The 21988-nt window shown below is 72.5% G+C and carries 22 protein-coding genes; 7 read left to right on the top strand and 15 right to left on the bottom strand.

Annotated features, from left to right (window positions below; all coding sequences use genetic code 11):
• Positions 1-11 precede the first annotated feature (11 nt).
• From HNR21_RS07065 to HNR21_RS07050, 4 genes are read right to left on the bottom strand one after another with little or no spacing between them, the layout of a single operon-like run.
• On the bottom strand, positions 12-680 hold the full coding sequence (locus tag HNR21_RS07065) for a response regulator transcription factor (RefSeq protein ID WP_182704539.1): 669 nt from the start codon (positions 678-680) through the stop codon (positions 12-14).
• Complete coding sequence (locus HNR21_RS07060) at positions 677-1831, bottom strand: sensor histidine kinase (protein WP_182704538.1); 1155 nt, start codon at positions 1829-1831, stop codon at positions 677-679. The genes HNR21_RS07065 and HNR21_RS07060 overlap by 4 nt, the downstream gene beginning before the upstream one ends.
• A gap of 4 nt (positions 1832-1835) precedes the next feature.
• Positions 1836-3365 carry a multicopper oxidase family protein gene (locus HNR21_RS07055; RefSeq protein WP_182704537.1) on the bottom strand — a complete coding sequence of 510 codons (1530 nt, stop codon included), beginning with the start codon at positions 3363-3365 and terminating at the stop codon, positions 1836-1838.
• Positions 3362-3580: a hypothetical protein gene (locus tag HNR21_RS07050; RefSeq protein ID WP_182704536.1), complete on the bottom strand. Its 219-nt coding sequence runs from the start codon at positions 3578-3580 to the stop codon at positions 3362-3364. Before HNR21_RS07050 ends, HNR21_RS07055 begins: the two co-directional genes overlap by 4 nt.
• A 296-nt stretch (positions 3581-3876) precedes the next feature.
• Here HNR21_RS07050 and HNR21_RS07045 point away from each other — a divergent pair, with 296 nt between their 5' ends.
• A complete protein-coding gene (locus HNR21_RS07045) occupies positions 3877-4917 on the top strand; it encodes a zinc metalloprotease (RefSeq protein WP_182704535.1) in 1041 nt (346 codons plus the stop codon).
• A gap of 114 nt (positions 4918-5031) precedes the next feature.
• Here the strand turns inward: HNR21_RS07045 and HNR21_RS07040 are convergent, their stop codons facing one another.
• Complete coding sequence (locus HNR21_RS07040) at positions 5032-8106, bottom strand: AfsR/SARP family transcriptional regulator (RefSeq protein ID WP_182704534.1); 3075 nt, start codon at positions 8104-8106, stop codon at positions 5032-5034.
• Positions 8107-8430: 324 nt separating this feature from the next.
• On the opposite strand from HNR21_RS07040, the gene HNR21_RS07035 reads away from it, so the two are divergent.
• The 3 genes from HNR21_RS07035 (at position 8431) to HNR21_RS07025 (ending at position 10468) form a co-directional block, all read left to right on the top strand.
• Positions 8431-8598, top strand: coding sequence for a hypothetical protein (locus tag HNR21_RS07035; RefSeq protein WP_182704533.1), 168 nt, complete (start codon positions 8431-8433; stop codon positions 8596-8598).
• Between the two features lie 155 nt (positions 8599-8753).
• On the top strand, positions 8754-9986 hold the full coding sequence (locus HNR21_RS07030; RefSeq protein ID WP_182704532.1) for a hypothetical protein: 1233 nt from the start codon (positions 8754-8756) through the stop codon (positions 9984-9986).
• Positions 9983-10468 carry a hypothetical protein gene (locus HNR21_RS07025; protein ID WP_182704531.1) on the top strand — a complete coding sequence of 162 codons (486 nt, stop codon included), beginning with the start codon at positions 9983-9985 and terminating at the stop codon, positions 10466-10468. The genes HNR21_RS07030 and HNR21_RS07025 overlap by 4 nt, the downstream gene beginning before the upstream one ends.
• Here the strand turns inward: HNR21_RS07025 and HNR21_RS07020 are convergent.
• The 6 genes from HNR21_RS07020 to HNR21_RS06995 form a co-directional block, all read right to left on the bottom strand.
• Positions 10434-10940, bottom strand: a complete 507-nt coding sequence (locus HNR21_RS07020) for a tetratricopeptide repeat protein (RefSeq protein WP_182704530.1) — start codon at positions 10938-10940, stop codon at positions 10434-10436. The genes HNR21_RS07025 and HNR21_RS07020 overlap by 35 nt on opposite strands.
• The gene (locus HNR21_RS07015; RefSeq protein WP_182704529.1) at positions 10847-12619 is read right to left on the bottom strand and encodes an AAA family ATPase; all 1773 of its coding nucleotides are present in this window, start codon (positions 12617-12619) and stop codon (positions 10847-10849) included. Before HNR21_RS07015 ends, HNR21_RS07020 begins: the two co-directional genes overlap by 94 nt.
• Positions 12620-12874: 255 nt before the next feature.
• The gene (locus HNR21_RS07010; protein ID WP_182704528.1) at positions 12875-13240 is read right to left on the bottom strand and encodes a hypothetical protein; all 366 of its coding nucleotides are present in this window, start codon (positions 13238-13240) and stop codon (positions 12875-12877) included.
• Positions 13241-13514: 274 nt separating this feature from the next.
• Positions 13515-14204 carry an IclR family transcriptional regulator gene (locus HNR21_RS07005; RefSeq protein WP_182704527.1) on the bottom strand — a complete coding sequence of 230 codons (690 nt, stop codon included), beginning with the start codon at positions 14202-14204 and terminating at the stop codon, positions 13515-13517.
• Complete coding sequence (locus HNR21_RS07000; RefSeq protein ID WP_182704526.1) at positions 14201-15463, bottom strand: cytochrome P450; 1263 nt, start codon at positions 15461-15463, stop codon at positions 14201-14203. Before HNR21_RS07000 ends, HNR21_RS07005 begins: the two co-directional genes overlap by 4 nt.
• Positions 15460-16683: an alpha/beta fold hydrolase gene (locus tag HNR21_RS06995; protein ID WP_182704525.1), complete on the bottom strand. Its 1224-nt coding sequence runs from the start codon at positions 16681-16683 to the stop codon at positions 15460-15462. The genes HNR21_RS07000 and HNR21_RS06995 overlap by 4 nt, the downstream gene beginning before the upstream one ends.
• Before the next feature lie 627 nt (positions 16684-17310).
• Between HNR21_RS06995 and HNR21_RS06990 the strand changes: the two genes are divergently transcribed.
• From HNR21_RS06990 to HNR21_RS06980, 3 genes are all read left to right on the top strand, one after another.
• Positions 17311-18405, top strand: coding sequence for an LLM class flavin-dependent oxidoreductase (locus tag HNR21_RS06990; RefSeq protein WP_182704524.1), 1095 nt, complete (start codon positions 17311-17313; stop codon positions 18403-18405).
• On the top strand, positions 18402-19019 hold the full coding sequence (locus HNR21_RS06985; protein ID WP_182704523.1) for an FMN reductase: 618 nt from the start codon (positions 18402-18404) through the stop codon (positions 19017-19019). Before HNR21_RS06990 ends, HNR21_RS06985 begins: the two co-directional genes overlap by 4 nt.
• 88 nt (positions 19020-19107) lie before the next feature.
• The gene (locus tag HNR21_RS06980; protein WP_182704522.1) at positions 19108-20076 is read left to right on the top strand and encodes a trypsin-like serine peptidase; all 969 of its coding nucleotides are present in this window, start codon (positions 19108-19110) and stop codon (positions 20074-20076) included.
• Between the two features lie 180 nt (positions 20077-20256).
• Here the strand turns inward: HNR21_RS06980 and HNR21_RS06975 are convergent, their stop codons facing one another.
• From HNR21_RS06975 to HNR21_RS06960, 4 genes are all read right to left on the bottom strand, one after another.
• Positions 20257-20454, bottom strand: a complete 198-nt coding sequence (locus tag HNR21_RS06975) for a DUF397 domain-containing protein (RefSeq protein ID WP_182704521.1) — start codon at positions 20452-20454, stop codon at positions 20257-20259.
• 90 nt (positions 20455-20544) lie between these two features.
• Complete coding sequence (locus tag HNR21_RS06970; protein WP_182704520.1) at positions 20545-20733, bottom strand: DUF397 domain-containing protein; 189 nt, start codon at positions 20731-20733, stop codon at positions 20545-20547.
• Between the two features lie 99 nt (positions 20734-20832).
• Complete coding sequence (locus HNR21_RS06965; RefSeq protein WP_182704519.1) at positions 20833-21018, bottom strand: DUF397 domain-containing protein; 186 nt, start codon at positions 21016-21018, stop codon at positions 20833-20835.
• Complete coding sequence (locus tag HNR21_RS06960) at positions 21019-21864, bottom strand: helix-turn-helix domain-containing protein (protein WP_182704518.1); 846 nt, start codon at positions 21862-21864, stop codon at positions 21019-21021.
• Positions 21865-21988 lie beyond the last annotated feature (124 nt).

Raw genomic sequence — 21988 nt, 5'->3', positions numbered from 1 at the left:
ACGGTCGGAGGCTAGCCGAGGCGGCCGGGGGTCACCAGGCCGGATTCGTAGGCGATGACGACCAGCTGGGCGCGGTCGCGGGCGCCGAGCTTGGCGATGATCCGGGTCACGTGGGTCTTGGCGGTGAGCGGGCTCATGTGGAGGCGTGCGGCGATCTCGGCGTTGCCGAGCCCGGCGGCCACGGCGGCGAGCACCTCGCGTTCCCGGTCGGTGAGGACGTCCAGGCGGGGATCGGGAGCGGGCTCGGCGGGGGCGGAGAAGTACTCGACGACGCGGCGGGTCACGTCGGGGCTGAGCAGCGCATCGCCGGCGGCGGCGATGCGGACGGCCTGGCGGAGCTCGTCGGGGCGGATGTCCTTGGCCAGGAAGCCGCTGGCGCCGGCGCGGAGGGCGGCGAAGATGTACTCGTCCATCACGAACGTGGTGAGGATGACGACGTGGACGCCCGCCAGTTCCGGGTCGGGGACGATCCGGCGGGTGGCCTCCAGGCCGTCGATGCCGGGCATCCGGATGTCCATCAGCACCACGTCGGGGCGCAGCTCGCGGGTGAGGGCCAGCGCCTGCAGCCCGTCGGCGGCCTCGGCGACGACCTCGATGTCGGGGGCGCGTTCGAGCAGGCTGCGGAAGCCGGCCCGGACCAGGTGCTGGTCGTCGGCGATCAGGACGCGCAGCGCGGTCATCGGACGGCCTCGCCGAGCGGCAGCCGTGCGCGCACCTGGAAGCCTCCCGTCTCGCCGGGTCCGGCGGTGAGCGTACCGCCGACGCCCGCCGCGCGCTCGGCCAGCCCGACCAGGCCGTGGCCGCCGCCGCCCGATCCGGACGGGCCCCGGCCGTCGTCGGTGACCTCGATGCGCAGGGCGCCCTGGTCGTGCCCGACGCGGACCTCGGCGCGGGACGCGGACGCGTGCTTGACGACGTTGGTCAGCGCCTCCTGGACGATCCGGTACGCGGTCAGCGCGACGGTCGGGGACACCGGCCCGGGCGTCCCGGTCCGGTGCAGGGTCACCCGCAGGCCGGTCGCGCGGGCCCCGTCGACCAGGGCGTCCAGCTCGGGAAGGCCGGGCGGAGGGGCCGTGACCAGGCCGCCGGGGTCGCCGGGATCGTCGCGCAGGACCCGGACGGCGGTGCGCAGCTCGTCGATCGCCTGGCGGCTCACGTCCGCGGCGACCTCCAGCGTCCGCCGGGCCTCCTCGGGCTCGTCCGGCAGGGCGTCGGCGGCCACGTTGATCTGGACCGCGACCACGGCGAGGGTGTGCGCGGTGATGTCGTGGATCTCGCGGGCGATCCGCAGCCGGTGCTCCGTGATCGCCTGGCGGGCCTGGCGTCCGGTCTCCTCCTCGACCCGGCGCAGCCGTTCCCGGGTCTCGGCCGCCCAGCCGCGGCGGCTGCGGACCGCGTCGCCGAGCGCGACGGCCAGCCCCGACACCACCACGTCCGGCACCGACATGGCGACGACCGGGAGCACCGGATGTCGTTCGGCGACCAGCAGCCAGCCCGTGTCCAGCGCCGTCATCGCCGCGCCCGTCCCGACGGCGACCGCGAGGTGCCCGGCCGCGGCGGCGGTGTAAAGCCCCAGCAGCATCGGCCACACGAACCCGATCCCGGCGAAGCCCGCCATGTTGTAGGCCACCGTCACCAGCGCCAGCCCGGCCAGTACGCCCACCGGGTGGCGGCGGCGCACCAGCAGCAGGCCCACCACGACCAGCGCCAGCAGCCACCCGGCCAGGTCGGACGAACGGCTCCCCGGCTCCTCGGCCGACAGCGCGGCGGTCGCCACGATCGCCCCGGCACCGAGCGCGAGCCCGGCGTCGACCACCCGCGCCCTGCTCATGGCGTCAATGATGACCGCCCGGCGGCCGGACCCTGCCGCGGTCCCGCGGGGACACGACGACGAACTGGCCCATCATCCCGGCGTCCTCGTGGGCGAGCAGATGGCAGTGGTACATGTAGGGGTGCGCCGGGTCGGACCACCGGCCGAACCGCATGGCCAGCCGCATCGTGGTGCGCGGCGGGACGAACACCGTGTCCTTGCGCCCCCGCAGATGCGCGGCCGGGGGCCTGCCGTTCACGTCGAGCACCTGGAAGCCGACCTCGTGGACGTGGAAGCTGTGCGGCAACCCGTTGGCCGGGAACCCGCCCGCGTTGGTGACCCGCCAGATCTCCACCGAGCCGGCGGTGACGACCTGGTCGATCCGGCCGTGGTCCATGGTCCGGCCGTTCAGGGTGAAGTCGCCCATCACGAACTCGCGGGTCAGGGTCCGCGGGGTGACCGGGATCGGCTCTGGCTCGGCAAGGCGGGCGGGCAGCGGCGGCGACTGCTCCAGCCGCGCCGCCGCCCGGATCTGCAGCAGGTCGAACGCGTCGTCCCCACCGGTCAGCCGTTCGTAGATCCGGTTGGCCCCCATCCGGGGCGGATGGCCGCGCAGCACGGCGCGCTCTCCGGGCCGGAGGACCACCACGATCTCGGCGCGTTCCCCGGGCGACAGCATGATCCGCCTCATCCGCTGCGGCGCGGCCGTCAGCCCCGCGTCCGTCGCGACCAGCCAGAACGGCCGGTCGTCGGCGAACCCGATGTCGTAGACGCGGGCGTTGGAGGCGTTCAGCAGCCGCAGCCGGGTGTGCGTCCGGGTGACCTCCAGGTACGGGTCGTAGGTGCCGTTGACCAGGATCGTGTCGCCCAGCAGCCCGGTCAGCGACAGCCCCTGGAACGTGATGCCGCCGTCATCCAGCGAGCCGTCGTCGTGGAACTTCTTGTCCTGCACGATCACCGGCACGTCGTCCACCCCGTACTCGCCCGGCAGCCCGTCCGGCCCGTCGTCGTCCACCAGGAACATCCCCGCCATCCCCCGGTAGACGTGCGCGGCGGTGCGCCGGTGCAGGTGCGGGTGGTACCAGAGGGTCGCGGCGGGCTGCTCGACCGTCCAGTACGGCCGCCAGGTCGCCCCCGGCCCGATCGGCTGGTGCGGCCCGCCGTCCATCACCGCGGGCAGCCGCATCCCGTGCCAGTGCGTGGTGGTCGTCTCCCCCAGCCCGTTGGTCAGCTCGATCGCCACCCGGTCGCCGCGCGCCGCCCGCAGAGTCGGCCCCAGGTGGGCGCCGTTGTAGCCCCATGTGCGGGTGCGTCTGCCGGGCAGCAGTTCCGCCGTTCCCTCCTGGGCCCGCAGGACGAACGTCTTGCGTCCGTTCCGTTCCGTCGGCGCCGGCAGCGGCGGGATCCGCAGCCGGTTGCGGAACGACAGCCGGCCCACGTTGGACCGCCCGCTGCCGGCGTACAGCCAGCCGCCGTAGCCGATCACCGGCCCCAGCGCCACCAGCCCGGTCGCCCCGCCCCAGCCCAGCACCGCCCGCCGGGTCGGCCGCCTCACCGGCGCTCACCGCCCCGCGCGGACAGCAGCACCACCAGCCCGATCCCCGCCAGCCAGAATCCGGCGAGCCCTTCCGGAATCCACCGGATCTCCGGGTCCCGGACCAGTTCCGGGATCAGCGCGTGCGGCGGCACGAACGCGAATCCCGACGCGACCGCGACCCCGGCCGCCGTCAGGACCGCGCCGATCCACATCCGGCCCCGTCTCATCGGCATCGACCTCCCACGTTCCTCGCGAGCCCGGTCGGCACGCTAGGAACGCAGGTCACCGCGCGCGTACACCGCACGGTGCCGATCTCCGTACACCACCGGGAGTACAGGGCCTTTTTCAATCACTTTCCACTTATGGGCGGGTTCGCTGGGTTTTGGTTTGATTCGGGGCTGCGCTTCACCCTTGACCGGGTATGTGACGAAATTGTCAAAACCGGGTGGTCGCCCGCCTCGCGGGACGGCCGAGCGCGGGCGTCCGCACCTCCCGCCCGGAACTGCCGACACAGGACGAGGAGACGGGCATGACCTACGCCCCAGAACAGCTCACCGATCTCAGCCCCGACGACATCGTGCTGGAGAGCCTGCCGGAGGAGATCGTCGCCGCGATGGAGAGCCGCGACCGCTGGGTCGCCGGCCTGCCCCAGCCCACCGACGCCTTCGAGTTCCTGGTCTCGGACGTGCAGGCCTGGGCGCCGGACCAGGTCGTCCGGGTGGCGTTCATGGGCGGGGACACCACCCTGCACAACAAGATCGCGGACGCCTGCCAGGAGATCACCGACGCCTGCGGCATCACGCTGGACTTCGGCGGGGGACGCGGCGGCTTCCGCACCTGGACGACCCGGGACACCGAGCACGCCGCCGAGATCCGGGTCAGCTTCGACATGGGCGGCTACTTCTCGCTGGTGGGCACCGACAGCATCTCGACGTTCGTGCCCCACCAGTCGCCGGTCGGCGGCCGTCCCAACCAGCGCAGCCTGAACCTCGGCGGCTACGACCAGGCGCTCCCGCCGCGCTGGAAGGGCACGGTGCTGCACGAGTTCCTGCACGCCCTGGCGTTCCACCACGAGCACCAGAACACGCGGGGACCGTGCGAGGCCGCGTTCCGCTGGGACGACGACCCCGGCTACCAGCCGGTCCAGGACAGGCGGGGCCGCTTCATCCCCGACGCGAGCGGGCGCCGCCCCGGGATCTACACCTACCTGTCGGGGTTCCCGAACTTCTGGTCGCGCGCCAAGGTCGACCACAACCTGCGGGGCCTCCGCGAGGGCGGCGGGATCACGGCGGGCAGGTTCGACCCCGCCTCGATCATGCTCTACCGCTTCCCGGCGATGTTCTACCGCACCACCCCCAGCCCGTGCGCCCCGATCGGGGACGGCGAGAGCCTGTCCGAGGGCGACAAGGCCGCCCTGCTGCGGCTCTATCCGGAGATTCCCGACGACCGCAAGCAGATCGTCGAACGCCGGATGGCCGTCGCCGACGAGATCGAGCAGCAGGCCCGGGAGATGCCGGCCGCGACGTTCATCGAACCCACGGTCACCCAGCTCCGCGCCGGAATCACCTGACCCGCCCGCCCAGGGAACACCCCCTGACCACCGCAGGGGCCGACGCGCACCACAGGCGCCCGGCCCCTGCACCCACCACCGGGCACATCCCCGACTCCGACATGCCCCGCGCCGTCAGCCGAGCTCGTGGTCGACTCCGTCGAGGTCCTGCAACCTGATCGCGACTGTCTTCGCCTCGGGCACACCGAGTTCCTGATAGATCGCCAGAGCCTGCCGCCAGTGGATGCGCGCCTCGTTCGGTCCGCGCAGGAGGAACGTCGTCTGCGCGATGCCCTCGTGAGCCCTGGCCTCCTGGTACAGGTCGCTGATGTCGCGGGCGATCTCTCCGGCTCTGCGGTAGACGTCGAGGGCGGTCTGCAGCTGTCCGTTCATCCGGTGGGCGTCGGCCATCCCGCACAGGGCGCGGGTGTGCTGGTACGGGTCCTCGACCTGGGTGGCCAGTTCCTCGGCGTTCTGGAAGTGGATGAGCGCCTCGGCCGTCCTGCCCTCCATGAGATAGGTCGCGCCCAGGCCGATGAGGGTGTCGGCGACGTTGCGACGGTCGCCCGTGTCACGGAACACCGTCACCGCCTCGCGGTAACAGGCGCGCGCCTGCGCGTAGTCGCCCTTGTAGTGGTGCACGTAGCCGATGTTGCCCGCGATGATGGCGGCGTTCTGGACGCCGTCGATGTCCTGAAAGATCTCGCTGGACTCCAGGTAGCACCGCATCGCGTCGCGGTGGTAGCCGCGCTGCCGCTGTACCTCCCCGATGTTGTTGAGCGTCTTGGCCTCACCGCGCCGGTCCCCCACCGCCCGGTAGCCCTCCAGCGCCCGCCGCAGATGCCGGATCGCCTCGGGGTAACGCCCCAGATGCCACAGGCTGATGGCGGTGTGGGCGAGGGTGTCGGCCTCGCCGTGCAGGTCACCGGCCGACCGGTACAGTGCCCACGCCTCCTGGAAGTGCGCCTGCGCCTCCCGGTAACGGGCGGTGGCGCACAGCACCATGCCGACCCTGTCGAGGGTCTCGGCCTCGGCCTGGCGGTCGCCCAGCCCGCGGTGGATCGGCAGCGCCTCGCCGTACCGCTGCAACGCCTCGGTGTGGTCGCCAAGCCGGAACAGGGCGAATCCCAGGTCGGTCAGGACCCGGGCGACGAGTTCGGGCTCCTCGGTCTCGCGGGCCGCGCGCAGTGCCGTCTCCAGGGCCTGACGGGCGGCCGTATGGCCACCCTGCGTCTCCAGAAACGCGCACAGCAGGTGCACCATCAGCACGCCCTCGCGCTGCCGTTCGCAGGCGAAGGCGTGGTCGGCCACGGACAGCGCGTTCCGCCACTCCTCCCTGAACCACCGCCGCGCCTCGGCGTCGGTCACGGGTTCGGGCGTCCGGGGAACGAGGAGCCGCCGCCGGTGCGGGTGCAGCCGCCGGTCGGCTCGTGCGGCGTCGCGCAGGTAGTGGTCCAGCAGTTGGAGCAGGAAACGTCTTCGCTCATACCCGGTGTCCTCGGCGACGGAGCGGGCGCGGGCGAACTCCCGGACCAGGTCGTGCATCCGCAGCCGACCCGGCTGGTGCTCCTGGAGGAGGTGGTGGTCGAGCATCGCGTCGAACGCCGGCCGCAGCGCCTCGACCGGCAGGTCCGCGCAGGCCGCGATCGTCGCAACGGTGAAATCGGTGCAGGGCAGCAGGCCGAGCCGGCGGAACACCCGGCGGTGCCGCTCGTCCAGCGCCCGATAGGACAGCTCGAACGCCGCCCGTGCCGCGCCGTCGCGCACTCCGGTGAGGAACTCGCCGACCAGGCCGTCGGTCCCGGGGACCGCGGGAACCGCACGGGCGACCAGCCGCAGCGCCAGCGGGAGGCCCCCCGACCGGGCCACGATGTCGTCGGCCACCCGCCGGTCCAGGCCGCCGCCGGCGATCCGGGCGACCAGCTCGGCCGCGTCCGCGGGCGGCAGCACGTCCAGCGAGAGGTGCCGCGCCCCGGCCGGGCCGATCAGTCTTCGGCGGCTGGTGACCAGGATCCGGCAGTTCGGCGCGCCCGCGACGACCGGCCCGAACTGCTCCACGTCGGTGGCATCGTCCAGCACGATCACCGCGCGACGGTGCGCCATCTCCTCCCGCCACGCCTCGGCGCGCCGGATCGGGTCGGCGGGGATGCGGGTGGCCGGGACGCCCGTCAGCCGCAGCAGCTCGGCCAGCACGGCGGGCGCCGACAGGGGCGGCCGCTGCGGATGATGTCCATACAGGTCCAGGTGGATCCGGCCGTCGGGGAAGCGCCGGGCCAGCCGGTGCGCCGCGTGCAGCGCCAGGGCGCTCTTGCCCACCCCCGCCATCCCGGTGATCACGGTGACCCCGGTCTGCTCCGGGTCGAGCAACTGCCTGAGCTCCCGGTCCCGGCCGGTGAAGTCGGGGATGTCGGGCGGCAGCGTCCCGTTCAGGGCCGCGTCCCTGTATCGGGGAACGGCCGCCAGCTCGGTGTCCTGCCGGAGGATTCGCTCGTGCAACGTGCGGAGCCGGGGCGATGGCTCGGACCCGTGCTCGGCGGCGAGCCGCCGGTGCAGGCTCCGGTAGGCCGTCAGCGCGTCGGCCTGACGGTCGCAGCGGTACAGCGCCGTCATCAGGTGAGCGGTGACGGTCTCGTCGAACGGCCGGGCCGCCGCCAGCTCGCGCAGCTCGCCGACGACCTCGCGGTGCCTGCCGAGCCGCAACTGCAGCTCGACCCGTTCCAGCCGGACGGCGTGGCGTTCCTCCTCCAGGCTCTCCCGCAGGTTCCTGGCCCAGTCTCCGGGCAGGCCCGCCAGCGGTTCGCCCCGCCACAGCCCCTCGGCCTCGGTCAGCAGCTCCAGGGCGTGCTGGTCGTCGCCGGTACCGGCGATCGCCCTGGCCTGCCGGTAGAGCCGGCGGAACCGGTGCAGGTCGATGATGTCGCGGTCGACCGTGAGGGTGTGCCCGCCGGCCTTGGAGGCGATCGGCGGCGTCCCTCCGGTGGCCCGCCGCAGCCTGCCGCGCAGCCGAGACAGATAACTGGTCAGCGTGGTGCGCGCGTTCTGCGGCGGATGCTGCCCCCATACCCGCCTGGCCATCATGTCGGTGCTGACCACCCGGCCGCATTCGACCGCCAGCACCGCCAGGACGCACGCCTCTTTCAACGAGCCGGGCGCCAGCGCCTTTCCGCGTACGCGCAGCTCGATCGAGCCGAGGAGTGAAATCTCCTCCATGGCCCCTCCCCGTCCAGGCCCGCTCCCCCCGCCCGAACAGCCTCGAGTCTGACACGCAATTTGTCCGGTTTCCACCCTTATTTACCGCGTTGCAACTCCCTGTCCACGGCGGCCGCCGGGGCCGCTGCGCACACCTGCACGAACGCCTCTCACCTGGCGCGAATCGACCACACGGTCACGGAAACGGGCCTTCGTCATTACCTCGGAACAAGTGTCCCGAATACCACAGAGCGCCAATATCAGGCGGTACTCTTCCTGTGGCCATTCGTTCAGGAGTGAACCGAGTGATTGCACATCACATCGATTTGCTCCATGATCTCCTTCATGAACTTGCGCCTGCACTTGCAGGTGCACGACCCTTCCAAGGAGACAAATATGCGCCTGATGCGCATGCTCAACGTCGCGCGTGCACTGATGGCCCGAGCCATGACCCAGGCGGCGCACTCGCCCACCGCCGCGGTCCTCGCTCTCTGCCTCATCTTCATGTTCTAAGCCCTCCGCGGTGGGGCGGGCATACCCCGCCCCACCCTTCCTGACCTGGGCTGCAGCAATGGCATCCAGTTCCGTGCAAGAGGTCCGTCCACAGTGGGGCCGCATCGTCCCGGGTGGTGGCCGGCGCGGTCGCCGGCCGAGCACGGGAGGATGCGATGTCATGTGACGGATGGGCGCCGGGCCCGTTCGGGCTCGACGCGGCGAAGGGCTCGACGATCGCCGCCGAGCGGACGGTGCTGGTGGTGGTGCACCACCTGACCGCCGCCACGCGGCTGGCCGACGTGGTGCCGCTGGTGGGGCGGGACCGCCGGATCCAGACGGTGTTCACGGCATCGGCGGCATCGGTGCTGTCGGCCGGGATCGGCGAGCACCTGCGGGCCTGCGGCGGGGTGGTGATCCCGTTCCGGCAGGCCACGCAGATCCGGTTCGATCTGGCGGTGGCCGCCGGTGACGGCGACCTGGCCCGGGTGCACGCGCCGGTGCTGCACCTGCAGCACGGAATGGGGCCGGGAGTCCGCTCGCACCGCTGGGCCGGTGCGGGGCCCGCTGCACCGCGCCCGATGCCGGGACTGCGCCGGGAGACCCTTCTGGGAGGCGGCCGCATCATCCCGGCCGTGATCGGGCTGCCCCACCGGGGCGACCTCAACCGGCTGGCGGAGATCTGCCCGGAGGCGCTCCCGGCGGCGCGCGTGGTGGGGGATCCGGCGTTCGACCGGCTGACGGCGAGCCTGCCGCTGCGGGAACGGTACCGGCGGGCGCTCGGCGTGACCGGCGGGCGGCGGCTCGTGGTGGTGTCGTCCACCTGGGGACCGCGCGGGCTGGTCGGCAGGTATCCCGGCCTGCTCTCCCGGCTGGCCGCCGAACTGCCCGCCGACCGGTACGCGGTGGTCGCCGCGCTGCACCCGGTGATCTGGGCCTGGCACGGACCCCAGCAAATCCTGGCGTGGTTCGACGACTGCCGACGGCGCGGGGTGGGGCTGCTGCCACCGCAGGAGGGCTGGCGGGCCGCCCTGGCCGCCGCCGACCTGGTCGTCGGCGACCATGGGTCGGTGACTCACTATGCGGCGGGGGTGGGGATCCCGGTGATGCTGGGCGCGTTCCCGGACGACGACGTGGTGCCGGGAACGGCGGCCGACCGGCTTCGCCTGACGGCGCCCCGCCTCATGCCGGACCGGCCCCTGCGGGAGCAGATCGACGCCTTCCTGGCGGCGGGCACCGCCGGTGCCGACGCGGTGCTGCGCGACCGGCTGACCTCCGAGCCCGGCAGGTCGGCCGTCCTGCTGCGCCGGGTGATGTACGAACTGCTGCGCCTGCCGGAGCCGGTGGAGCCGCCGTCCGTCGACCCGGCACCGCTTCCCGTTCCGATCGACCAGGAGGGCGTCCGGTGAGCGTTCACCTGGTACGGGTTCATCCGGTCCCCCGCCGCGCACCGGCGGACGGCGAGGCCGTCGTCACCGTCCCCGGGACGGCCGGAATGCTGCTGGCGGCCCTTCCCCTCCCGCCGGGCGGCCTCGCCGCCGTCCGGGAACCGGCCGGCGCGGTGCTCGACGAGCACCTGGTGGTCCAGGCGGACGAGCGGCGGTGGCTGCCGCTGGCGGACGTCGTCATCGGCCCACCGCGGTCCGGTTCCGCGGCGCTGGTGAGCTGTGACGCGAACGGCGTCCTGACCACTCCGCGAGGCCGTTTCCAGATCCGGTACGAGGCCGGGAACGACGCGTCGGCGTGGGTCGCCTCGTTCGTCCACGCCTGGCTGGTGGCGGGACACGACCTGCCGGACCTGGTGAACGTCCCCCTGTGCGTCGACTGTGCCGGGGCGGGTCGGACCGGCGTGCGGCTCAGCGGGGAGCCTGCGGGTCCGGCCGCCGCCTGAGCTCGGCGAGCCGTGCCGCGACGGCCTCACCCCGCCGGGCGCCGAGCTCCTGGAACAGGGCCACGGCCTGCTCCAGGTGCCGGCGCTCGGCGGCGGGGTCGCCGAGCAGCCGGGCGACGTCGGCCAGGCTCTCGTGGATCCCGGCGACCTCGCGGCGCGCCCCCACGGCACCGGCCGCGTCCAGGGCGTCGTGCAGAGCCGTGCGGGCGTCGGCGGCGCGGCCGTCCGCGACCAGGGCGCGGGCCAGCCCGGACAGGACGCGGGCACGGTTGTAGTGGTCTCCCCGGCCGGTGAAGAAGGCCAGCGCCTCGGTCAGCGGACCGATCGCCTCGCGCGGCCGGTCCTGGGCGACCAGCGCCTCGCCGACCCGCCGGGTCATCATCGCGACACCGCGCTCGCTCCCGAGCCTCCGGTTGACCTGCAGCGCGTGGGTGAACATGGCCAGGGCCGCGGCCCCGTCACCGGCGGCCATCCGGGCCACCCCCAGGTACTCCAGCGCGGTGGCCTCGCCGCGCAGATGCCCGCTGGACCGTTCGAGGTCCAGCGCCTGCTCCGCCAGACGGGCGGCGGTCGCGAAATCCTCCACGTTGAGATGGGCGAACGCCAGTCCCTCCAGCATCCGGGCGTGAGCGCGGGGGTCGCCGCAGGCGGCGGCGGACTCCACCCCGAGTTCGTGCGTCCGGATCCACGCCGCGTAGTGCTTGCGGTACACGAACAGCCCCACAGGGCCTCGCACACCTGCCACACCTGCCGGTGCAGCCCCCGGTCGTGCGCCTCCTGGACGAGGTCGGTCAGGTTCGCCAGTTCGGTCTCCAGCCAGTCGATGGCCGCCGGCACGTTCTCGAAGGAGACCACCGGCGGACGCTCGTAGTACGGGCCGAGACGCCAGCGTTCGGGGATGATGACCCGGTCGGCGGCGACCGCCGTGGCCAGGTAGTGCTCCAGCAGCCGGACGAACGCGCCGGCCCGCTCGTCCGCCGGGTCGGCCCGTTCGGCGATCTGCCGCGCGTGCAGCCGGGCCAGGTCGTGCAGCCGGTAGCGGCCGTCCGTTCCGGCCTCCAGCAGGTGGGCGTCCACCAGGTGCTCCAGCCGTGCGGTGGCCTCGGCGTCGTCCACCTCGGCGAGGGCGGCGACGGCGGCGGCGTCGAAGTCCGCACCGGGGTGCACGCTCAGCAGCCGGTAGAGCGCCGCGGTCTCGGGCGGCAGATCCCGGTAGGCCAGGTCGAAGACCGCTTGCACGGAGGTTCCCTCCTCACCGCCGAGTGCCGCCAAGCGCCCGCTCTCGTCGGCCAGTTCCGCCACCACCCGGCTGATCGGCAGGTGCCCGCGGGACGCCAGCCGGGCCGCCGCGGTGCACAGTGCCAACGGCAGCCGCCCGCACAGCTCGGCCAGCTCGTCGGCCGCCCCCTGCTCGGCCCGGGTACGGGACATGCCCAGCATCCGGTCCAGCAACTGCCGCGCCCCGTCCTGGCCCAGCGGCGCCAAAGGCAGGAACGCGGCCCCGTCGACGGCCAGCCCGGACAGCCGCCGCCGGGACGTCACCGCGACGACCACCGGTCCCTGTCCGGGGAGCAGCGGCCGGACCTGGGCGGCGGTGGCGGCGTTGTCGAGCATGATGAGCATCCGCCGGTCGGCGAGAAGGGAACGGAACAGGGCCGCCTGCTCGTCGGCGTCGGGCGGGGTCCGTTCCGGCGGCACCCCGAGTGCGCGCAGGAAGCGGCCGAGCAGTTCGCCGGGGTCGCGGGGGACGCCCGCGGAGACGGCGGTGAACGCCCGCAGGTCGGCGAACAACTGGCCGTCCGGGAACGCGGAGCGGATGCGGTGCAGCCAGGTCAGCGTCAGCGAGGTCTTCCCCACGCCGCCCACCCCGGTGATCACCACGACCGCCGGGGAGCCGCCGGCCAGTGCCGCGTCACTGAGCTCCGTCAGCCGGTCCAGTTCCCGGGCGCGGCCGGTGAAGTACGGCGGCGGCGCGGGGAGCTGCGCGGGCACGGGCGGCACGGCCGGGGCGACGTGCAGGTTGACGTCACCGCCCACGGAGCCGACCTGGACCACGGTGCCGTGCGCGCCGCCGGACACCTCGTTGCGCGATGCCGGGGGCCGCCCGTCCGGCCTGCCGGGTTCCGGCCGCCGGGCATCACGATCGCGCATGACCGGAATTTCGCTCCACGAAAATCGGATTTGACAATTCGCGTCAAGGTAACTCCGGATCCGCGCTCCGGGCAAGGCCGGGAAGGTCTTGCGGCGGGGTCAGATCAATGCATCCGCAGCATCCCGGAAATGACCTTCGGTCGTTCGAGGTGGCCTTTCCCCGGCGCCGGCCCGGCCCGCACGAACGGATGTGCGGTTCGGTGGGCGTGTGTCACCCGATGCGATCGGACGCCTGCGGCCGTTCGCGGCACCCGTTCACCGGTGCAGCGGCGTGCCGCCCCCGGCGCCGGGGCGTGCCCGCGCGGCGGCGCGGGCCTCCTGCAGGATGCGCATCCATTCGGGAATGACCGCCGGGCCCGGATCGGTCGCCAGGGCCATGGTCTCGAAGGCCCGGCGCTGGCAGGAGAGCACGAACGCGGCCACCCACCCCGCTGACGGCGGATTGGCCCGGCGACCGGACAGCACGGCGCTGATCGCGCTGACCGACAGCGTGGGCAGATCCCTTTCGGCCTGGTCCGGATACAGCTCGGTCAACCGCCGGGACACCGCCGCCAGTGACCGGTACGCGGGCGCCCCGCACGCCTCGTGGAATTCTCGTAACCGTGCCGCGAAAGCCGCCACCGCAGCATCGTCACGCATTCACCGCCCCCGTGCCTCGTTCGTCCAGCCTTGCCCGCACGATTTTGCCAGAGCGTCGCGACTCTCCGGCACGGCATTTTATTCCCGAAATGTTTCGCCTTGTTCCGCCCCGTATCGGGGCGCTGAACAGCGGCTACCCGGCCCGCCGACCGACAGCACCGCCGCGAGAGCGCATTCTCCGATCGGGGCCGGACGATATTCTCACCAGACCAGTCAACTGCTTGTTATGGGGGATGTTCCGCACATTGGGCGCCGGTCACAGCAGGCGGGCTATGTGGTGGGCGGCGGTCAGGACGCGGGGGGCGATGGCGGTCTCGTCCTGCTCGCCTATGGTCACGATGCCGACGCTGGCCTCGGCGGGACGGTCGTCGACGCAGATGGGGGCGGCCAGGCCCCAGGCACCGGGTTGCAGTTCCCCGGCGGTGACCGAGTAGCCGGCGCTGCGGGCCGTGGTGACGGCCGCGCGCTCGCCGGGGCGGGGCGGGCGGCCGACCAGGATGGCGATGCCGGAGGCGCCCCGGTCGGCGGGATGCCGGTTGCCCGCCCGGTAGGCGACGTGGATGTTGGAGCCGCGCGGCTCCACCACGGTCAGCACCACCGCCTCGTCCTCGGTGTCCAGGACGGTGATGAACGCGGTGGCGTGGCAGGCGTCGGCCAGCTTCTGCAGCTCGGCGGCGGCGGCCCGGCGCAGCCGCTGCCGGACGGCCGCGTTCAGCTCCACGATGCCCAGGCCCAGGGAGTAGGTGTGGCCGTCGCGGGTCACCAGCCGGTGCCGGCCCAGCGCGGTCAGGTGCCGGGTGACGGCGTTGCGGTGCAGGCCGGAGGCGCGCGAGAGCTGGCTGACGGTGAGCCCGTCGGGGTGGTCGCGCAGGATCTCCAGCAGGCCCAGCCCGGCGTCGATGGTCTTGGACCCCGTCTGCGCCTGGGGGCGGTCGGTCGTCTTCATCGGGCATCACCGATCCTGCGGGCCGGCGTGAACCGGACGGGCAGATGCTTGATCCCGGCGATGAAGTTGGACACCAGCCGGGTGGGCTCGGCGACCGGTTCCAGGTCCGGCAGCCGCCACAGCAGCTCGGCGCAGAACGCGCGGAGCTGGAGCCGGGCGAAGTGCGCGCCCAGGCACACGTGCGGGCCGTCGCCGAACGCCACGTGGTCGTTCGGGCGCCGGGCGACGTCGAACCGCATCGGGTCGGGGAACCGCCGCTCGTCGTGGTTGGCCGACCCGTGGAAGACCACCACCTTGTCCCCGGCGACGATCGGCCGTCCGGCCAGCACCGTGTCCCGGACGGCGGTGCGGCGGAAGCCGATCACCGGCGGATGGCGGCGCAGCATCTCCTCGACCGCCGTGTCCAGCAGGCCCGGGTCGGCCAGCAGCCTGCGGTGCTCGGCGGGGTGCGACAGCAGCGTCCACAGTCCGCCGGGCAGGGCCGCGCGGACGGTGTCGTTGCCCGCGATGACCAGCAGGAAGAAGAACATCGACAGCTCGCCGTCGGTGAGCCCGGCGGTGGCCAGCGCGGTCATCAGGTCGTCGGCGGGGTCGCGGCGCTTGCGCTCGGCCAGCCGGTGGGCGTACTCGAACATGTCGGCCAGCCGCGCCGGGGACCGCGGGTCGACCGGCCGCCCGGCGGCGTCGCGGACGGTCTCGGCGTGCTCGGGGTCCTGGTAGCCGATGACCCGGTCGGTCCACTCCCTGATCAGCTCCCGGCCCTCGGGCGGGATGCCCAGCAGGTCGGCGAGGTTGCGCACCGGGTAGTCGTCGGTCACGTCCACCGGCAGGTCGCACTCGCCGCGTTCGGCGATCCGGTCGACCAGCGCCCGGGCCCGCGCCGCCGCCTGCGCGGCGAACCGTTCGATCCGCCGGGGGGTGAACGCCCCCGACACCAGCCGCCGCAGCCGCCGGTGCGCGGGCGGGTCCATGTTGAGCATCATCTGCCGGATGAACGGCAGGTCCTCCGGGTCGGGGTCGCGGATCTGCGTGGCCCCGATCCAGGAGCTGTACTCGTCCGGGCTGCGCAGCACGCGCACCACGTCGTCGTACCGGGTCACCGCCCAGAACCCCGGCCCGGCGGGCCAGCCGCCGACCTCGTGCTCGGCCTGCCAGGCCACGGGGTTCTCGTCGCGCAGCGTCCGGTACGCGTCGTGCGGCAGGCCGCGGGCGTAGACGCGGGGATCGAACACGTCGATCCGCTGCCGCGTACCCGTCATCCCAGGAAGCGTTCGATGTGGGAGATCAGGGCGAGGGGGGTCTCCTCGACGGCGTAGTGGCCGGCGTCGGCCAGCACCGCCAGCTCGGCGTTCGGGTACCACTCCAGCCAGGTCTGCCGCATCACGTCGGGGGACAGCGCCGGGTCGTGGGCTCCGGCGATGACCAGGGCGGGGGTGGGGTTGCCGACGATCTCCTTGTGGTAGTCGGTGCGCGCCCAGGCGTCCAGGTAGGCGCGGAACGCGGCCGGGTCGCAGTTGCCGACCGAGGCGGCGACCATCTCGTCCAGCCAGCGGGACGGCATCCGGTTGCCGGTGGTGAAGTCGATGATGGCGCGGCGGTTGGCGGGCTCGGCGGCGGCCCCGGCGAACAGCGCCCAGCCCTCCTCGTCGAACGGCACCCCGGAGGCGGGCACCGGGGAGACGCCCACCAGCCGCCGCACGCGGCCGGGCGCGTCCAGCATGACCCGCTGCATGACCGTTCCGCCCATCGAGTGGCCGACCAGCGAGAACGTGTCCCAGCCGAGCTTGTCGGCGAGGGCGATCACGTCCCCGGCGATCTCCGTCAGGGTGTAGTCGCCGGTGAGGTCGCGGGCGTCGCCGTACCCGCGGTACTCGGGGAACGCGTAGGTGAAGGCGTCGCCGTCCAGGTACGGGTGGAGCCTGCGCCACTGGGTGCGGTCGCCGAACCAGCCGTGCAGCGCGATCACCCGGTTGGGCCCGGATCCGAGGATGTCGTGGGGGAGGGCGACGGGCATGGGGGTCTCTCCTTCGTCCGGGCCTTCGGGGGGTGCGCCGGTGCACGGGACGCTGAACCAGACCCGCTTGCCGCGCCCGCCCGGGTCTCGGACGGCGCCCCATTCCGTGGCCTGCACGTTCACCAGGAAGAGGCCGCGGCCGCTCTCGGCCACCCAGTCGGGTTCGCGCACCGTCGGCAGTGCGGGGTCGGGGTCGTGCACCTCGACGCGGACGGTCCCGCCGCCCGCGCTCATCCGGATCGCCAGTTCGCGCCGGCCGCGTTCGGCCGGGGCGGCGTGCACGATCGCGTTGGTGACCAGTTCGCTGGTGAGCTCCACCAGCAGGGCGGCGGCCTCGTCGGTCAGGACCAGGCCCCACTGCCGGAACGTCTGGGCCACCCACCGCCGGGCGATGGCGGGAGCGCGCAGCGAGTCGGGAAGCTGCCGGGCCGCGGCCGGCCGGTGCCGCGCGGGAGCGGTGGTCACGTCTGGTCCGCCTAACACCATGACCATGCCCGGATAGTGGGCATGGTGATCAAAATGTGGGCATCTTTGAGAAGATTCGACCGCCGCCGCCGCGTTGTCAATGGAAATGCCGAAACTGCTCGGGCGACACCGTGAACGGATCGCATTCTCCCAGGTGAGCGGAAGAATGGCGGGGGCCGCGGGCCATCGGCGGCCGTCGGCGCCAGTCCGGCGGGCGTCCGCGTCGCGTTGCCGCCGGCCGCCGGGACGCGCCCGGCGCGGTGCCGGAGCTGCCGCGCATCGGGACGCGACCGGGAAGGCGATCCGCTTTCAACCGGATGTCCTGGACATATTCGAGTGAATCGGGTGCGGCGATCCGATGGCCGCCGAAGGCGTCACCCGGACCACCGGCCGCACTCGCCATCGCGAACACGAGTTGAACATGAATTTTTCTCACTCGCCTTTACCGCCGCCGATCCCGCCGCCGATCCCGCCGCCGATCCCGCCGCCGTCCCGCCGGAGCCCGATCCGGCGACCGCGGCGGACGTACGGACACCCCCGGCCCGGCAGGCCCCGGTCCATGCTGGAATAACCGGGCGGGGGCACCGGTTGAGATAGTTGAAACTTCTACTAGCGGAGGCGGTCGCCATGCAGTTCGGGATCTTCACGGTGGGCGACGTCACCCCCGATCCCACCACCGGCCGCACCCCCACCGAGGCCGAGCGGATCAAGGCCATGGTGCGGATCGCGCTCAAGGCCGAGGAGGTCGGGCTGGACGTGTTCGCCACCGGCGAGCACCACAACCCGCCGTTCGTGCCGTCCTCGCCGACCACCATGCTCGGCTACGTCGCCGCCCGCACCGAGCGGCTGATCCTGTCCACCGCGACCACGCTGATCACCACCAACGACCCGGTGAAGATCGCCGAGGACTTCGCGATGCTGCAGCACCTGGCCGACGGGCGGGTGGACCTGATGCTGGGCCGCGGCAACACCGGGCCGGTCTACCCGTGGTTCGGGCAGGACATCCGGCAGGGCATCCCGCTGGCCATCGAGAACTACCACCTGCTGCACCGGCTGTGGCGCGAGGACGTGGTGGACTGGCAGGGCAAGTTCCGCACCCCGCTGCAGGGCTTCACCTCCACCCCGCGTCCCCTCGACGGGATCCCGCCGTTCGTCTGGCACGGCTCGATCCGCAGCCCGGAGATCGCCGAGCAGGCCGCCTACTACGGCGACGGGTTCTTCGCCAACAACATCTTCTGGCCCAAGGAGCACTTCCAGCGGCTGATCGGCCTGTACCGCAGGCGGTACGAGCACTACGGGCACGGCTCGGCCGACCAGGCGATCGTGGGCCTGGGCGGGCAGGTGTTCATGCGCAAGAACTCCCAGGACGCGATCCGCGAGTTCCGGCCGTACTTCGACAACGCCCCGGTGTACGGGCACGGCCCGTCACTGGAGGAGTTCATGGCCGAGACCCCGCTGACCGTGGGCAGCCCCCAGCAGGTCATCGACCGGACCCTGCAGTTCCGCGAGTACTTCGGCGACTACCAGCGCCAGCTGTTCCTGATGGACCACGCCGGGCTGCCGCTGAAGACCGTGCTGGAACAGCTCGACATCCTCGGCGAGGAGGTCGTCCCGGTGCTGCGCAGGGAGTTCGCCGCCCTCCGGCCGGCCCACGTGCCGGACGCCCCCACCCACGAGAGCCTCAGGAAGGCCGCCGCAGCGAAGGAGACCGCGAACCGATGAGCCCGCGCAAGATCGCCGTCGTGTCCGCCGGGCTGAGCGTCCCGTCCGCCACCCGGCTGCTGGCCGACCGCCTCGCCGCCGCCGTCACCGACGCCCTGCGGGAACGCGACGTCAAGGCCGAGGCGCAGGTCGTGGAGCTGCGCGACCACGCCCACGCCGTCACCGACAACCTGCTGACCGGCTTCCCCTCCGCCGCGCTGCGCGAGGTGCTCGAAAGCGTCGCCGAGGCGGACGCGGTGATCGCGGTGACCCCGGTGTTCAGCGCCTCCTACAGCGGCCTGTTCAAGTCGTTCTTCGACGTGCTCGACCCCGATGCACTGGCCGGGAAGCCGGTCCTGGTGGCCGCCACCGGCGGCACCGCCCGGCACTCGCTGGTGCTGGAGCACGCGCTGCGCCCGCTGTTCTCCCACCTGCGCGCGTTCGTCGTCCCGACCGCCGTGTACGCGGCCTCGGAGGACTGGGGCGGGGGCGGCGACGGCGCGCAGGCCCTCACCGACCGGATCGCCCGCGCCGCCGGGGAGCTGGCCGACCTGGTCGCCGAACGGGCTCCCGCGGTGCGCAACGACCCGTACGAGAACCCCACACCGTTCGAGGACCTGCTCTCCGGGGCATGACACAGCGTCCCATATCGGTCACCCTATGGACGGAAAATCGGGCAAAGGGTAGCTTCCCACCCAGGTTCCCCCTCCGAAAGTGGTGACCATGGCCCCCACCCCCCGCAGACGCGTCCTCGTCACGCTGAGCACCGCCGCACTGGCCGCCCCGCTGCTGGTCCCGGCCACCGCCCACGCCCGGACCACCGCCGCTCCCCACCCCGTCGCCCGCGCCCAGGCCACCAGCACCGCCGTGCAGCAGCAGGTCCGGGCGTTCTGGACGCGGGACCGGATGCGCTCGGCGGTGCCCATGGAACGGCTGCTGGAGCTGACGCCCGCCCAGCGGCGCAAGCTCACCCGGACCCAGGCCCCGGGGCAGGTGACCCCGATGGCGTTCCCCCACGGCGGCGGCACCTGGACCGGCGGCGGCCAGGTGGTCCGCTCCACCGGCCGGGTGTTCTTCACCTACCAGGGCCGTACCGCCTCCTGCTCGGGCAGCGCGGTGGTCAGCCAGAACAAGAGCACCGTCATCACCGCCGGCCACTGCGTCAAGATGGACGGCGCCTGGCACACCAACTGGGTGTTCGTCCCGGGCTACGACAACGGCAACACCCCGTACGGCACGTGGACCGCCCGCCAGACGCTGGCCACCTCGCAGTGGGCGGCGTCGGAGAACATCACCTACGACGTCGGCGCGGCCGTGCTGAACCCCCTGAACGGGCAGAGCCTCACCGACGTCGTCGGCGGCCGGGCGATCGCGTTCAACCAGTCGCGGACGCAGCGGATGTACTCGTTCGGCTACCCGGCGGCGGCCCCCTACGACGGCTCCAAGCTGACCTACTGCAGCGGCACCACGTCGTCCAGCCTGCTGTACGGGTCGATCGGCATGGTGTGCAACATGACCGGCGGCTCCAGCGGCGGCCCGTGGTTCAGCGGCTTCGACGAGTCCACCGGCGTCGGCACCCTCAACTCGGTCAACAGCTACCGGATGAACCTGCCGATCCTCAACCGCTACATGTACGGCCCCTACTTCGGCCCCGAAGCCCAGGCCCTCTACACCCAGGCCCAGAACGCCTGACCCGTTCCCGCGCGGGGACCGGCACACCCCGTGCCGGTCCCTTCGCCTTCCGTACGAGGAACGACATCAGCGCGCCATCGCGCAAGTCGGTGGTCCACGGCACCGACACCCGGCCGCCGGGACGGATGCTCCGCCCCGGCATGGGGGATCCGCTCGGCCGCAGCGGTGACGATCACCCGGTCAGGCCCGGCGGGCGGCCTCCAGCAAAGCGGCCAGGCCATCGCGCGTGACGCTGAGAACGGGACCCTCGGGATCCTTGGAGTCGCGGATGCCGACGACCCGGCCGAGGTCGGCCAGCTCGACGCAGGAGTTGCTCCCGCCACCGCTATATGAGCTCTTGCGCCACCCAGACCTCCGCAGGCTGGGGAAGTTGCCCATCCTTCACAGCTCCTTCATGGTGGTGCGGATCAGCGTCACCGAGCCCAGGCGTGGGGGATCCGCCCGGCCGCGGCGGTGACGATCACCCGGTCAGGCCCGGCGGGCGGCCTCCAGCAAAGCGGCCAGACCGTCGCGCGTGACGCTGAGGACAGGACCCTCGGGATCCTTGGAGTCGCGGACGCCGACGACCCGGCCGAGGTCGGCCAGCTCGACGCAGGCTTCGTTGCCGGTGGCACTGTGGCTGCTCTTGCGCCACTGCGGGCGGGAAACCTCGCTCATTCACATCTCCTCTGCGATGGTGCGGATGAGTCCCGCCGAGTCCTTCTCGTCAAGGGCGGCATGGGGGTCCGCTCGGCCGCGGCGGCGCCGATCACCCGGTCAGGCCCGGCGGGCGGCCTCCAGCAGAGCGGCCAGACCGTCGCGCGTGACGCTGAGAACGGGACCCTCGGGATCCTTGGAGTCGCGGATGCCGACGACCCGGCCGAGGTCGGCCAGCTCGACGCAGTCAGGACCACCGCCGGAGTAGCTCGACTTACGCCACTGCGGGCGGGGAACCTCGCTCATTCACATCTCCTCTGCGATGGTGCGGATGAAATCCGCCGAGTCCTTCTCGTCGAGGGCGGCATCGGCGACCCGTTCGAACATCACCTTACAAGCCCGCACCTCGGTGACGTTCTCCTCATATCTGCCGCCCGCGATCGTCTCCATGTACGCGACGGACAGGTCGGCCAACGAGTCGAACTCGAACAGCACGAGGCCACCGGTGCCGATCGACGGGTAGTAGCCCTGCTCGATCGGCACGACCCGCAGCGAGACGTTCGGGCGCTCGATGGCGAACAGCAGGGCACGCAACTGCGCGCGCATCACGTCACGGCCACCGACTGGGCGGCGCAGCACCTCCTCGGCGAGCACGCATTCCAGCCGGGGCGGGTTCTCGCGGGCGAGCATCGCGCGACGGGTCATACGGGCCTGGACCCGCCGGTCGATCTCCTCGGCCGCCAGGTCGGGAAAGTGCCCCCGGATGAGCGTGCGGGCGTAGTCCTCCGTCTGGAGCAGCCCGTGCACAAGCTGAGGCTGCCATGTACGGATGCGGGAAGCGGCGTGCTCCAGCTCGGCGTAGGAACCTGGCAGTACGTCTGAGTAGGAGGCCCACCAGCCTCGTCGCCGGACGTCACGGGCCAGTTTCAGCAGCGCCAGCCGCAGCGGTTCCGCGGGACCGTAGGCGCCGAGGATGCGGTCGACATCACCGACGGAGGGCAGTTGGCTGGCCGTCTCGATCTTGACCAGTTTGGGACGCGACCAGCCGAGCAGCCCGGCGGCCTGCTCCGGGGTGAGGCCGGCCGCCTCACGCAGCCTGCGCAGCTCGCTGGCGAGCTTACGTTGCCGGGCGGTTGGTCCTTGCTTCGTCATGCCGGGATGCTCCCATGCATCACACCAACCTGAGGTAACCATTCAGATACAGCGACCATACCTGCTTCGAACTAGTTCTTGCACATCTTCACTAGTTCCGACATGGTGAAGGGCAGGCGCGCCG

The organism is Thermomonospora cellulosilytica (assembly GCF_014138835.1).
GTDB lineage: Bacteria > Actinomycetota > Actinomycetes > Streptosporangiales > Streptosporangiaceae > Thermomonospora > Thermomonospora amylolytica.
Note: the sequence above shows the minus strand (reverse complement) of the source record. Positions and strands in the feature narration are given on the sequence as shown.

Coding starts and splice junctions, on each gene's coding strand:
- HNR21_RS07065 (WP_182704539.1), bottom strand. CDS start 680: ATGACCGCGCTGCGCGTCCTGATCGCCGACGACCAGCACCTGGTCCGG.
- HNR21_RS07060 (WP_182704538.1), bottom strand. CDS start 1,831: ATGAGCAGGGCGCGGGTGGTCGACGCCGGGCTCGCGCTCGGTGCCGGG.
- HNR21_RS07050 (WP_182704536.1), bottom strand. CDS start 3,580: ATGCCGATGAGACGGGGCCGGATGTGGATCGGCGCGGTCCTGACGGCG.
- HNR21_RS07045 (WP_182704535.1), top strand. CDS start 3,877: ATGACCTACGCCCCAGAACAGCTCACCGATCTCAGCCCCGACGACATC.
- HNR21_RS07040 (WP_182704534.1), bottom strand. CDS start 8,106: ATGGAGGAGATTTCACTCCTCGGCTCGATCGAGCTGCGCGTACGCGGA.
- HNR21_RS07035 (WP_182704533.1), top strand. CDS start 8,431: ATGAACTTGCGCCTGCACTTGCAGGTGCACGACCCTTCCAAGGAGACA.
- HNR21_RS07030 (WP_182704532.1), top strand. CDS start 8,754: ATGTCATGTGACGGATGGGCGCCGGGCCCGTTCGGGCTCGACGCGGCG.
- HNR21_RS07020 (WP_182704530.1), bottom strand. CDS start 10,940: ATGGCCGCCGGTGACGGGGCCGCGGCCCTGGCCATGTTCACCCACGCG.
- HNR21_RS07015 (WP_182704529.1), bottom strand. CDS start 12,619: ATGCGCGATCGTGATGCCCGGCGGCCGGAACCCGGCAGGCCGGACGGG.
- HNR21_RS07005 (WP_182704527.1), bottom strand. CDS start 14,204: ATGAAGACGACCGACCGCCCCCAGGCGCAGACGGGGTCCAAGACCATC.
- HNR21_RS07000 (WP_182704526.1), bottom strand. CDS start 15,463: ATGACGGGTACGCGGCAGCGGATCGACGTGTTCGATCCCCGCGTCTAC.
- HNR21_RS06990 (WP_182704524.1), top strand. CDS start 17,311: ATGCAGTTCGGGATCTTCACGGTGGGCGACGTCACCCCCGATCCCACC.
- HNR21_RS06985 (WP_182704523.1), top strand. CDS start 18,402: ATGAGCCCGCGCAAGATCGCCGTCGTGTCCGCCGGGCTGAGCGTCCCG.
- HNR21_RS06980 (WP_182704522.1), top strand. CDS start 19,108: ATGGCCCCCACCCCCCGCAGACGCGTCCTCGTCACGCTGAGCACCGCC.
- HNR21_RS06975 (WP_182704521.1), bottom strand. CDS start 20,454: ATGGGCAACTTCCCCAGCCTGCGGAGGTCTGGGTGGCGCAAGAGCTCA.
- HNR21_RS06970 (WP_182704520.1), bottom strand. CDS start 20,733: ATGAGCGAGGTTTCCCGCCCGCAGTGGCGCAAGAGCAGCCACAGTGCC.
- HNR21_RS06965 (WP_182704519.1), bottom strand. CDS start 21,018: ATGAGCGAGGTTCCCCGCCCGCAGTGGCGTAAGTCGAGCTACTCCGGC.
- HNR21_RS06960 (WP_182704518.1), bottom strand. CDS start 21,864: ATGACGAAGCAAGGACCAACCGCCCGGCAACGTAAGCTCGCCAGCGAG.